This window comes from Paraburkholderia sp. RHO2, assembly GCF_050955445.1.
Classification (GTDB): Bacteria; Actinomycetota; Actinomycetes; order Mycobacteriales; family Mycobacteriaceae; genus Prescottella; species Prescottella agglutinans_A.
Genome location: NZ_CP162617.1, coordinates 2,430,210 through 2,442,439 on the forward strand (window position 1 = coordinate 2,430,210; position 12,230 = coordinate 2,442,439).

11 protein-coding genes are annotated in these 12,230 nt (G+C 69.0%); all 11 read left to right on the top strand.

All coding sequences use genetic code 11. From position 1 onward, the window contains the following. Positions 1-132: 132 nt before the first annotated feature. The 11 genes from ABTV10_RS11250 (at position 133) to mihF (ending at position 12,206) form a co-directional block, all read left to right on the top strand. Positions 133-1,251 carry a M24 family metallopeptidase gene (locus ABTV10_RS11250; RefSeq protein ID WP_499034749.1) on the top strand — a complete coding sequence of 373 codons (1,119 nt, stop codon included), beginning with the start codon at positions 133-135 and terminating at the stop codon, positions 1,249-1,251. 17 nt (positions 1,252-1,268) lie between these two features. After that, on the top strand, positions 1,269-1,832 hold the full coding sequence (efp, locus tag ABTV10_RS11255; protein ID WP_433612693.1) for an elongation factor P: 564 nt from the start codon (positions 1,269-1,271) through the stop codon (positions 1,830-1,832). Then, positions 1,833-2,411 carry a transcription antitermination factor NusB gene (nusB, locus tag ABTV10_RS11260; protein ID WP_499034751.1) on the top strand — a complete coding sequence of 193 codons (579 nt, stop codon included), beginning with the start codon at positions 1,833-1,835 and terminating at the stop codon, positions 2,409-2,411. Between the two features lie 169 nt (positions 2,412-2,580). Beyond that, complete coding sequence (gene pyrR, locus ABTV10_RS11265; RefSeq protein WP_433612697.1) at positions 2,581-3,189, top strand: bifunctional pyr operon transcriptional regulator/uracil phosphoribosyltransferase PyrR; 609 nt, start codon at positions 2,581-2,583, stop codon at positions 3,187-3,189. Next, positions 3,186-4,127: an aspartate carbamoyltransferase catalytic subunit gene (locus tag ABTV10_RS11270; protein ID WP_499034753.1), complete on the top strand. Its 942-nt coding sequence runs from the start codon at positions 3,186-3,188 to the stop codon at positions 4,125-4,127. The genes pyrR and ABTV10_RS11270 overlap by 4 nt, the downstream gene beginning before the upstream one ends. Continuing rightward, positions 4,124-5,488 (top strand): dihydroorotase, encoded by a 1,365-nt coding sequence (locus ABTV10_RS11275; RefSeq protein WP_499034754.1) that lies wholly within the window; start codon positions 4,124-4,126, stop codon positions 5,486-5,488. The genes ABTV10_RS11270 and ABTV10_RS11275 overlap by 4 nt, the downstream gene beginning before the upstream one ends. Positions 5,489-5,490: 2 nt before the next feature. Continuing rightward, on the top strand, positions 5,491-6,042 hold the full coding sequence (locus ABTV10_RS11280; protein WP_433612701.1) for a PH-like domain-containing protein: 552 nt from the start codon (positions 5,491-5,493) through the stop codon (positions 6,040-6,042). After that, entirely contained in the window at positions 6,039-7,199 is a 1,161-nt protein-coding gene (carA, locus tag ABTV10_RS11285; protein ID WP_499034755.1) for a glutamine-hydrolyzing carbamoyl-phosphate synthase small subunit, read from the top strand. The genes ABTV10_RS11280 and carA overlap by 4 nt, the downstream gene beginning before the upstream one ends. Continuing rightward, on the top strand, positions 7,199-10,543 hold the full coding sequence (carB, locus tag ABTV10_RS11290) for a carbamoyl-phosphate synthase large subunit (RefSeq protein ID WP_499034756.1): 3,345 nt from the start codon (positions 7,199-7,201) through the stop codon (positions 10,541-10,543). The genes carA and carB overlap by 1 nt, the downstream gene beginning before the upstream one ends. Continuing rightward, positions 10,540-11,388, top strand: a complete 849-nt coding sequence (gene pyrF / locus ABTV10_RS11295; protein ID WP_499034759.1) for an orotidine-5'-phosphate decarboxylase — start codon at positions 10,540-10,542, stop codon at positions 11,386-11,388. The genes carB and pyrF overlap by 4 nt, the downstream gene beginning before the upstream one ends. A 497-nt stretch (positions 11,389-11,885) precedes the next feature. Next, on the top strand, positions 11,886-12,206 hold the full coding sequence (gene mihF, locus ABTV10_RS11300; protein WP_007535578.1) for an integration host factor, actinobacterial type: 321 nt from the start codon (positions 11,886-11,888) through the stop codon (positions 12,204-12,206). Positions 12,207-12,230 lie beyond the last annotated feature (24 nt).

Sequence of the window (12,230 nt, forward strand, 5' to 3'; positions counted from 1 at the left end):
CAGCAGGATTCCGGGCTTGTGTCCTAACCCACACAAACGACCCGGAGAGGCGTCGGACACGTTTTTCGGTGGGGTGGGGCGACACGGATCGTGAGCTGTGTCCGGGCGGTGCGCGACCGGTAGTTTCGGGGTATGTCGATCGACCCGGTGACCGCTCCGACCGCCGCCCGCCGCGCGAAGCTGCGCGAGCTCCTGCGGGAGCGCGGCCTCGACGCGCTGCTGGTGACCGATCTGCTGAACATCCGCTACCTGACCGGGTTCACCGGATCGAACGCCGCGCTCCTGGTATCGGCGAGCGACGACGCCGGCGCCGAGGACCGCACCGTGATCTGCACCGACGGCCGCTACCTGGTGCAGGTCGCGGAGCAGGTGCCGGACCTGGCCGCCGAGATCGCGCGCGCGAGCGCGCCGCGGCTGATCGAGCTCGTCGCCGCAGGGGGCGCCGGCAAGCTGGGATTCGAGAGTCATGTCGTGACGTTCGACCAGCACGCGGCGTGGACCGACGCGGCGCCCGGCATCGACTTCGTCCGGGCGCCGGGACTGGTCGAACAGTTGCGCGCGGTCAAGGACGAGGGCGAGATCGCGCTGCTCCGCCGCGCGTGCGCCGCCGCCGATGCCGCGCTCGCCGCGCTGATCGAGCGAGGCGGGCTCCGTCCGGGGCGCACCGAACGCGAGGTGGGTCGCGAACTGGAATGGCTGATGTTCGAGAACGGCGCGGACGGCATCTCGTTCGAGACGATCGTCGCGGCGGGCGCCAACTCCGCCGTGCCCCATCACCGCCCCACGGAGGCTGTGCTGGCGTCCGGTGACTTCGTCAAACTCGACTTCGGCGCCCAGATCGGCGGGTACCACTCGGACATGACGCGCACCTACGTCCTGGAGGCGGCGGCGCAGTGGCAGCGCGACCTCTACGACCTGGTGTCGCGGGCGCAGGCCGCCGGCCGCGGCGCGCTCGCACCGGGGGTGGCGGTCGGTTCCGTGGATGCGGCGGCGCGCACGGTGATCGACGACGCGGGATACGGCGACCTGTTCCTGCACGGACTCGGCCATGGCGTGGGGCTCGAGATCCACGAAGCGCCCGGGATCGGCAAGCTCGGCACCGGTACACTGCTACGCGGTGCGGTGGTGACCGTCGAGCCGGGTGTGTACTTCTCCGGGCGCGGTGGCGTCAGGATCGAGGACACGCTCGTCGTTCGCGAGCAGGGGCCCGAACTCCTCACTCTCACCAGCAAGGACCTCACGATCGTCTGAAGGAGACGCGAAACCAAGTGGCAGATACCAGTGATTTCAAGAACGGACTCGTGCTGAAGATCGAGGGCCAGCTGTGGCAGATCCTCGAGTTCCAGCACGTCAAGCCCGGCAAGGGTCCGGCCTTCGTTCGCACGAAGATCAAGAACGTGCTCTCCGGCAAGACCGTCGACAAGACCTGGAACGCCGGCGTCAAGGTCGAGACCGCCACGGTCGACCGTCGCGACATGACCTACCTGTACCACGACGGTAGCGACTTCATCTTCATGGACGGCGAGACCTACGACCAGCTCTCGATCAGCGAGGACACCGTCGGAGACGGTGCGCGCTTCCTGCTCGAGAACATGCAGGTCCAGGTCGCCACGCACGAGGGCGCACCGCTGTTCGTCGAGCTCCCGGTCACCGTCGAGCTCGAGGTCAAGCACACCGATCCGGGTCTGCAGGGCGACCGCTCCACCGGTGGCACCAAGCCGGCCACGCTCGAGACGGGTGCCGAGATCCAGGTGCCGCTGTTCATCAACACCGGCGACAAGCTCAAGGTCGACTCCCGTGACGGCAACTACCTCGGGCGTGTGAATTCCTGAGTGTCGGGCACACATAAGAAACTCGGAGCACGTCACAAGGCGCGCAAGCGGGCCGTCGACTTCCTGTTCGAGGCCGAGGCGCGCGACGTCGACCCGGTCGATCTGGCCGACGAGCGGGCCCAGCTGGCGGGCCGCGACGATTCCGTCGCGCCGGTCGCCCCGTACACGGTGACGGTCGTGACGGGTGTTGCCGAGAACCTGGACCGTATCGACCAGGTGATCGAGTCCCATCTGCAGGACTGGACCCTCGACCGGCTGCCGGCGGTGGATCGCGCGATCCTGCGCATCGCCGTGTGGGAACTGTTCCACGCGACCGACGTCCCGCCGGTGGTGGCCGTCGACGAGGCCGTCGAGCTCGCCAAGGAGCTGTCCACCGACGATTCGCCGGGCTTCGTGAACGGCGTGTTGGGTCAGGTCGTTCTGGTGGCCCCGCAGGTGCGGGCCGCGGCGGCCGCGACCTCGCAGCGTGCGAAGTCGGACGACGCCGCTGCCGACGCCGCTGACGGCGCTGGAATTGTCGGCACCGCCGACGGCGCTGGAATTGTCGGCACCGCCGACGGCGAAGATTCCGAGTCCTGACGTGATCGTGCTGCCGCCCATCCCGAATCGGGGTGGGCGGCAGCATGTTCTGGTCGCCTTCCGGACTCGACCTACCCGGAATCTGGCGCGGAGTCGGCCGCTGATAGGCTGAGCCGCGTCAGACATCCTTTAACGATCCGTCCAGAGAGGCGGAGAAGGAGGTCGCTGAATGCGTATGCCCGAAGGGCCCTCATCAGGTCTTCCCGCGAACGCTCGCGAACTGCTGTCCCCGGCCGACGTCGGCAGGACCATCGCCCGTATCGCTCATCAGATCATCGAGAAGACCGCGCTCGACGCCACCGACGGTTCCGCACCGCGCGTCGTCCTCATCGGCATCCCGACCCGCGGCACCACGCTCGCCACTCGTCTCGCCGACAAGATCGAGGAGTTCGCGGGTGTCCGGCCGCCCGTCGGTTCGCTCGACATCACGCTCTACCGCGACGATCTGCGTACCAAGCCGCACCGTCCCCTCGAGCGCACGTCCGTGCCGGAGGGTGGCGTCGACAACACGCTCGTCGTCCTCGTCGACGACGTCCTGTTCTCCGGGCGCACGGTGCGTTCCGCGCTGGACGCGCTGCGCGACCTCGGCCGCCCGCGCGCGGTCCAGCTGGCGGTCCTCGTCGACCGCGGTCATCGTGAGTTGCCGTTGCGCGCCGACTACGTAGGCAAGAACGTGCCCACCGCACGTACCGAGGACGTGGCCGTGCTGCTCGCCGAGCATGACGGCCACGACGGCGTCGTGCTGTCGAGCGGGCACGCAGAGGAGAACGAGAAGTGAAGCACCTGCTCTCCATCGCGGATCTGAACCGGGATTCCGCGACCGAGCTACTCGACGAGGCCGAGCGCTTCGAGCAGGCCCTGCTCGGGCGTGAGGTCAAGAAGCTGCCGACGCTGCGCGGCCGGACCGTGATGACGGTGTTCTTCGAGAACTCCACCCGCACCCGGGTGTCGTTCGAGGTGGCCGGCAAGTGGATGAGCGCCGACGTGATCAACGTCAGCGCGTCCAGTTCGTCGGTGTCCAAGGGCGAGTCGCTGCGCGACACGGCGATGACGCTGCGCGCGGCCGGCGCCGACGCGCTGATCGTGCGGCACCCGGCTTCCGGTGCGGCGCACCAGATCGCGCAGTGGACGGGGGCCGCGGTGGACGGCGGTCCCGCGGTCATCAACGCCGGCGACGGCACCCACGAGCACCCGACGCAGGCGCTGCTCGACGCGCTGACGCTGCGTCAGCGGCTCGGCGGCATCGAGGGCCGCCGCATCGTGATCGTCGGAGACATCCTTCACAGCCGGGTGGCACGGTCGAACGCGCTGCTGCTGTCGATGCTCGGCGCCGAGGTGGTTCTCGTCGCGCCGCGCACGCTGCTGCCCGCCGGGGTGGAGACGTGGCCGGTGCGGGTGTCGCACTCGATCGATGCCGAACTGCCCGGCGCGGACGCGGTCCTGATGCTGCGTGTGCAGGCCGAGCGGATGAACGGCGGGTTCTTCCCGTCGCCGCGCGAGTACTCGATCACCTACGGGCTCAACGAGAAGCGACTCGGGCTGCTGGCAGACCACTCGGTGGTCCTGCACCCCGGTCCGATGCTGCGCGGCATGGAGATCGCGTCGTCGGTCGCGGATTCGCCGAAAACCGCTGTACTGCAGCAGGTTACGAACGGTGTCCACGTCCGGATGGCAGTGCTGTTCCGGCTGTTGGTGGGAACGGAAGAGGTCGCGTGAGCGACCTGAACACAACGAGAAACGAGAAGGTGACGCCGCAGATGTCCGCGAGCAGGAACGTGCTGATCAGAAACGTTCTGGTGTACGGCGAGGGTGAGCCGACCGACCTGCTGCTGGGCGACGGCCAGATCCTCGAGATCGGCACCGGGCTCGCCGCGGGAGACGACGTCGAGGAGATCGACGGCGCGGGCCAGATCCTGCTGCCCGGCTTCGTCGACATGCACACGCATCTGCGTGAGCCCGGACGCGAGGACACCGAGACCATCGACAGCGGCTCGGCGGCCGCCGCGCTCGGCGGCTACACCGCCGTGTTCGCGATGGCCAACACCAGTCCGGTCGCCGACACGGCCGTGATCACCGATCACGTGTGGCGGCGCGGCCAGGAGGTCGGCCTCGTCGACGTCCATCCCGTCGGCGCGGTCACGGTGGGCCTCGCGGGCAAGCAGCTCGCCGAGATGGCGACGATGGCCGCCGGTGTCGGTCGGGTCAAGATGTTCTCCGACGACGGGCACTGCGTCGCGGACCCGCTGATCATGCGCCGCGCGCTCGAGTACTCGGCGTCGCTGGGTGTCCTGATCGCGCAGCACGCTGAGGAGCCGCGGCTGACGGTCGGATCGGTCGCGCACGAGGGCCCCACCGCGGCCCGCCTCGGTCTCACCGGCTGGCCCCGCGCCGCCGAGGAGTCGATCGTCGCCCGCGACGCCCTGCTGGCCCGCGACGCCGGTGCCCGCGTGCACATCTGTCACGCCTCGACGGCGGGATCCGTCGAGCTGGTGAAGTGGGCGCGCGGCCAGGGCATCGACATCACGGCCGAGGTCACCCCGCACCACTTGCTGCTCGACGACTCGCGGCTCGAGACGTACGACGCGGTCAACAAGGTCAACCCGCCGCTGCGTGAGGCGTCGGACGTCGCGGCGCTGCGCCGCGGGCTGGCCGAGGGCATCATCGACTGCGTGGCCACCGATCACGCGCCGCACGCCGAGCAGGACAAGTGCTGCGAGTTCTCGCAGGCTCGCCCCGGCATGCTCGGGCTCGAGACGGCCCTGTCGATCGTCGTGGAGACGATGGTCCGACCGGGTCTGCTCGACTGGCGCGGTGTGGCCCGCGTGATGAGTGAGCGCCCCGCGGAGATCGTCGGACTCGACGACCAGGGCCGCCCGATCGAGGTGGGGGAGCCGGCCAATCTGGTGCTCGTCGACCCGGACGCGGAGTGGACCGTGCACGGGCCGGAGCTGGCCAGCGTCGCGAACAACACCCCGTACGAGGCCATGACGCTGCCCGCGAAGGTGACGACCACCGTGCTGCGCGGTCGCGTCACCGCCCGGGACGGGAAGGTCCGGCCCCTCGGAGAGGAGCGCTGACGATGGAGCGACTTCTGTGGGTCGTCGGCTGCATCGCGGTATGGGCACTGCTGGTGTTCCTGATGTACCGCGGGTGGAAGGGCCGCGCCGCGCGCCAGGCCGACCGGATCGGTGAGCTGCCGCAGGTTCCCGCCGAGCTGGGTGACCAGCTCATCGCGCCGAGCACCGGCCTGTACGTGGGCAGCACCGTCGCCCCGAGCTGGCAGGACCGCATCGCGGTCGGCGACATCGGATACCGGGCGACCGGCGAGATCAGCCGGTGGTCGCGCGGCATCCTGCTCGAGCGCAACGGCGCCTCGGCGATCTGGATCCCGGACGAGTCGATCCGCGCGATCCGCACCGAGCGGGGCCTGGCCGGAAAGGTGATGACGAAGGACGGAGTCCTGGTGATCCGGTGGGAGTTGCCTACCGGCACCGAGATCGATACGGGATTCCGCGGAGACGACAAGACGGTGTACCCGGAGTGGGTGCGCGAGACAGACAGCACGGACAAGACAGACACAGCGAATGCGGCGGGCTCTGGTGAGGTCGAGCAGAACGGAGAAGACGCATGAGCGGCTTTGACACCAATACGGCGGTCCTGGTTCTCGAGGACGGCCGGGTCTTCCGGGGAACCACTTTCGGTGCCGTGGGGCAGACGCTCGGTGAGGCGGTCTTCAGCACCGGCATGACCGGCTACCAGGAGACCCTGACCGACCCCAGCTACCACCGCCAGATCGTGGTGTCGACGGCACCGCAGATCGGCAACACCGGCTGGAACGACGAGGACAACGAGTCCGTCGGCCCTACCGGCAAGTCGTCCGAGTCCAAGATCTGGGTCGCCGGCTACGTGGTGCGTGACCCCTCGCGCCGCACGTCCAGCTGGCGCGCCACCGGCTCGCTGCAGGACGAGCTCGAGCGTCAGAGCATCGTCGGCATCGCGGGCATCGACACCCGTGCCCTGGTCCGCCACCTGCGTACCCGCGGCTCGATGCGCGCCGGCATCTTCTCGGGCGACGCACTCGCCGACGTGGACGTCCTGCTCGACCGCGTCAAGAGCCAGCCGACGATGCTCGGCGCCGACCTGGCCGGCGAGGTGTCCACCCCGAACGGTTACGTCGTCGAGCCCGCCGGTGGCGAGGCCCGCTTCACCGTCGCGGCCATCGACCTCGGCATCAAGACCAACACGCCGCGGATGTTCGCCGAGCGCGGTATGCGGGTGCACGTGCTGCCGTCCACCGCGACGCTGCACGACATCCTCGACGTCAAGGCCGACGGCGTCTTCCTGTCCAACGGCCCCGGCGACCCGGCCACCGCGGACGGTGCCGTGCACCTCACCAAGGAGGTGCTGGGTCAGGGGCTGCCGCTGTTCGGCATCTGCTTCGGCAACCAGATCCTCGGCCGGGCGCTGGGCCTGAGCACCTACAAGATGAAGTTCGGCCACCGCGGCATCAACATCCCGGTCGTCGAGCACGAGACCGGACGCATCGCGATCACCGCGCAGAACCACGGCTTCGCGCTCGAGGGCGAGGCCGGCCAGGAGTTCGACACCCCGTTCGGTCGCGGCGTCGTCAGCCACACGTGCGCCAACGACGGCGCCGTCGAGGGCGTCCGCCTGCTCGACGGTTCGGCCTTCTCGGTGCAGTACCACCCCGAGGCCGCGGCCGGCCCGCACGACGCCGCGTACCTGTTCGATCGTTTCGCCACCATGCTCGAGGGAGTCAAGAAGTAATGCCACGTCGTACAGATCTCGAGCACATCCTGGTCATCGGCTCGGGCCCCATCGTCATCGGCCAGGCCTGCGAGTTCGACTACTCGGGCACGCAGGCGTGCCGCGTCCTCCGCGAGGAGGGCCTGCGCGTGAGCCTGGTCAACTCGAACCCGGCCACGATCATGACCGACCCCGAGTTCGCCGACTCCACGTACGTCGAGCCGATCACGGCCGAGTTCGTCGAGAAGGTCATCGCCCGTGAGGCGGCCAACGGCAACAAGATCGACGCCGTCCTGGCCACGCTCGGTGGCCAGACCGCCCTCAACACCGCGGTCGCGCTGCACGAGCAGGGCATTCTGGAGAAGTACGACGTCGAGCTGATCGGCGCCGACTTCGACGCGATCCAGCGCGGCGAGGACCGTCAGAAGTTCAAGGACATCGTCGAGAAGTGCGGCGGCGAGTCCGCGCGCTCCCGGGTCTGCTACACGATGGAAGAGGTCAAGGCCACCGTCGCCGAGCTCGGTTACCCGGTGGTCGTGCGCCCGTCGTTCACGATGGGTGGCCTCGGTTCCGGCATGGCGTACGACGAGGTCGACCTCGAGCGCATCGCCGGCGGCGGCCTGGCCGCGTCGCCCACCGCGAACGTCCTGATCGAGGAGTCCATCCTCGGATGGAAGGAGTACGAGCTCGAGCTGATGCGCGACGGCCGCGACAACGTCGTGATCGTCTGCTCGATCGAGAACGTCGACCCGGTCGGCGTGCACACCGGTGACTCGGTGACCGTCGCCCCGGCGATGACCCTCACCGACCGCGAGTACCAGAAGATGCGCGACCTCTCGATCGCGATCCTGCGCGAGGTCGGCGTCGACACCGGCGGCTGCAACATCCAGTTCGCGATGGACCCGACGAACGGCCGCCTGGTCGTCATCGAGATGAACCCGCGCGTGTCGCGCTCGTCGGCGCTGGCGTCGAAGGCGACCGGCTACCCGATCGCGAAGATGGCCGCCAAGCTCGCCATCGGCTACACGCTCGACGAGATCGTCAACGACATCACCAAGGAGACGCCGGCCTGCTTCGAGCCGACGCTCGACTACGTGGTCGTCAAGGCCCCGCGCTTCGCGTTCGAGAAGTTCCCCGGCGCCGACGGCACGTTGACCACCACGATGAAGTCGGTGGGCGAGGCCATGTCGATCGGCCGCAACTTCACCGAGGCGTTCGGCAAGGTCATGCGTTCGCTCGAGACCAAGCGGGCGGGCTACTGGACCGGCCCCGAGGTCGAGGGCACCCTCGACGAACTGCTCGAGGCGATCACGGTCCCGACCGACGGTCGCATGTACCAGATCGCGCAGGCCTTCGAACTGGGCGCGACGCTCGAGCAGCTGTTCGACGCCACGAAGATCGACCCGTGGTTCCTCGACCAGATGCAGCAGATCGTGGAGTTGGGCGACAAGGTGCGCACCGCCGACGCGTTCGGTGAGACCGAGCTGCGGTTCGCCAAGCACCACGGGTTCTCCGATCGTCAGATCGCGGCGCTGCGCCCGCAGCAGTTCGCCGACGGGGACGCGGTCCGCGCGCTGCGCGGCGAGCTGAACGTGCACCCGGTCTACAAGACCGTCGACACGTGCGCCGCCGAGTTCGAGGCGAAGACGCCGTACCACTACTCGACCTACGAGCTCGACCCCGAGGCCGAGACCGAGGTCGCGCCGCAGACCGAGCGTCCCAAGGTGCTGATCCTGGGGTCGGGCCCCAACCGCATCGGCCAGGGCATCGAGTTCGACTACTCGTGCGTCCACGCCGCGCAGACGCTGTCCGAGGCCGGCTACGAGACCGTCATGGTCAACTGCAACCCCGAGACCGTGTCGACCGACTACGACACCGCCGACCGCCTGTACTTCGAGCCGCTGACGTTCGAGGACGTGCTCGAGGTGTACCGCGCCGAGTGCCTGTCCGGCACCGTCGCGGGCGTCATCGTCCAGCTCGGCGGCCAGACCCCGCTGGGCCTGGCGAAGCGCCTCAAGGCGGCCGGCGTCCCGATCGTCGGCACCAGCCCCGAGGCCATCGACCTCGCCGAGGACCGTGGCGAGTTCGGTCGCGTGCTCACCGAGGCCGGCCTGCCCGCGCCGAAGTTCGGCACCGCCACCACATTCGAGGGCGCGCGCGACATCGCGTCGGGCATCGGCTACCCGGTGTTGGTGCGCCCGTCGTACGTGCTCGGCGGCCGTGGCATGGAGATCGTGTACGACGAGAAGTCGCTCGAGAACTACATCTCCCGCGCCACCGAGATCTCCGACGACCGGCCGGTGCTGGTCGACCGCTTCCTGGAGGACGCGGTGGAGATCGACGTCGACGCGCTGTGCGACGGCACCGAGGTGTACCTCGGCGGCGTGATGGAGCACATCGAGGAGGCCGGCATCCACTCCGGTGACTCGGCATGTGCCCTGCCCCCGATCACCCTGGGCCGTGCCGACCTGGAGAACGTGCGCCGTTCCACCGAGGCCCTGGCGAAGGGCATCGGCGTCAAGGGTCTGCTCAACGTCCAGTACGCGCTCAAGGACGACATCCTCTACGTCCTGGAGGCCAACCCGCGTGCGTCGCGGACCGTGCCCTTCGTCTCGAAGGCGACCGCGGTGCAGCTGGCCAAGGCGTGTGCCCGCGTGATGATGGGCGAGTCCATCGCCGAGCTGCGCGCAACCGGCATCCTTCCGGCCGAGGGGGACGGCGGCAGCGCGCCGATCGACGCTCCGGTCGCGGTCAAGGAAGCGGTGCTGCCGTTCAACCGGTTCCGTCGCGCCGACGGGACCGGCATCGACACGCTGCTCAGCCCGGAGATGAAGTCCACGGGTGAGGTCATGGGCATCGACGCGGACTTCGGTACCGCGTTCGCCAAGAGCCAGACCGCCGCGTACGGCTCGCTGCCGACCAGCGGCTCGGTGTTCGTCTCGGTTGCCAACAAGGACAAGCGCTCGCTGATCTTCCCGGTCAAGCGGCTCGCGGACCTCGGCTTCCGGATCCTGGCCACCGAGGGCACCGCGGATGTCCTGCGCCGCAACGGCATCACGTGCGAGGAGGTGCACAAGCAGTCCGGTGAGAACCTGCCCGAGGGCGCCCGCACCATCGTCGACCAGATCAAGGACGGCGAGGTCGACATGGTGATCAACACCCCGTACGGCAACTCCGGCCCGCGTGTCGACGGCTACGAGATCCGCAGCGCGGCGGTGTCGAAGAGCGTTCCGTGCATCACCACCGTGCAGGGTGCGTCTGCCGCGGTGCAGGGCATCGAGGCCGCCATCCGCGGCGACATCGGCGTCCAGTCGCTGCAGGAGCTGCACTCGCGGCTGCGTGATTCCGCGGACTCGCAGCAGTGACAGCGGAGACGACGTTGCACACCACGTTCGGGGCGCGGCTGCACGCGGCGCTGGGCCATTACGGCCCGCTGTGCGTCGGCGTGGACCCGCATCCCGAGCTGCTGCAGGCCTGGGGGCTGCCCGAGACCGTCGACGGCCTCGAGAAGTTCTCCGAGCTCTGCGTGGAGGCCTTCGTCGGCCGGGTCGCGCTGGTGAAACCGCAGGTGGCGTTCTTCGAGGCGTACGGCTCGGGTGGCGTCGCGGTTCTCGAACGCACCATCTCGGTGCTGCGCGAGGCCGGCACGCTCGTCGTCGCCGACGCCAAGCGCGGCGACATCGGTTCCACCATGAGCGCGTACGCGCGGGCATGGCTCGGTGCGGGATCACCTCTCGAGTCGGACGCGGTGACGGTGTCGCCGTACCTCGGGTTCGGCTCCCTCGATCCGGTCCTCGACCTTGCCGAGCGTAATCACGGGGGACTGTTCGTGCTGGCCGCGACGTCCAATCCGGAGGGCGCGCAGGTGCAGACGTCCACCGCGGCGGACGGTCGCAAGGTCAGCCAGGTGATGGTCGACGAGGCGGCGGCCCGCAACGCCGGTGCCGACGTTCTCGGTTCGGTCGGTGTCGTGGTCGGTGCCACGCTGACCGACGCCCCCGATCTGGGCGCACTGCACGGGCCCATCCTGATGCCCGGTGTCGGCCACCAGGGCGGCACGGCCGACGACGTTCGTCGACTGGCGGGGGACTGCCTGCGCTCCGTCGTGCCCAGCGTCTCGCGTGAGGTGCTCCGTGCCGGGCCGTCGGTCTCCGCGCTCCAGGAGGCCGTGTCGCGGTCGGTGGAGGCGTTCGGGTTCCTGCAGGACTAGCACTCGGCTCGTTCGAGCGACGAGTTCCGGCGAGGCTGGGTTCGGGGTCGATTCCCCGGGCCCGGCCTTCGTCGTACATGCCCGGCGCTCGGAGATCGGCAGGTCCACGCCCGACACGGATCGAACCGGGGAAGTTTTCGCAAATTTTTCGGCATCGGCGGCGACGGTCCGGTGAACTGTGGGCCACGCCACGTCGAAATGTGCGGCAAGTCCGGCTACCGCATGCCGAAAACGGCTGACTACCTGCGGTTTCGTCGAGTGTTCGGGTGCTTCGGCTGGTCGCCGCCGCTGACGGGGGCGGTGCCGCGAGTCGCCTTCGAACGCACCGTCGAATGAGCACATAACCCACCCGAATCGGGCGGTGACGTCGGGGGGTGGGTTAGCAATCGAGGCTCGGCGTGAGTACGGTCGCTATCGCCCCTGGTTATCCGGGGGGTTGTAGACGCCCCGGCCGAGCCGGGAGTTGTTGGATTTGCACACGACGAGACGGAGGAACCGTGGCCCTTCCCCAGTTGACCGATGAGCAGCGCGCTGCTGCTTTGGAGAAGGCGGCTGCCGCCCGCAAGGCCCGGGCTGAGCTCAAGGAGCGCCTCAAGCGCGGCGGCACCGACCTGAAGCAGGTCCTGAAGGATGCCGAAGAGGACGAGATCCTCGGCAAGATGAAGGTGTCGGCTCTGCTCGAGGCCCTTCCCAAGGTTGGCAAGGTCAAGGCTCAGGAGATCATGACCGAGCTGGAGATCGCTCCGACCCGTCGCCTTCGTGGCCTCGGCGATCGGCAGCGCAAGGCTCTGCTCGCCCGGTTCGATTTCGAGGCCTGAGCGCGACAAGTGATTGCTGACGCA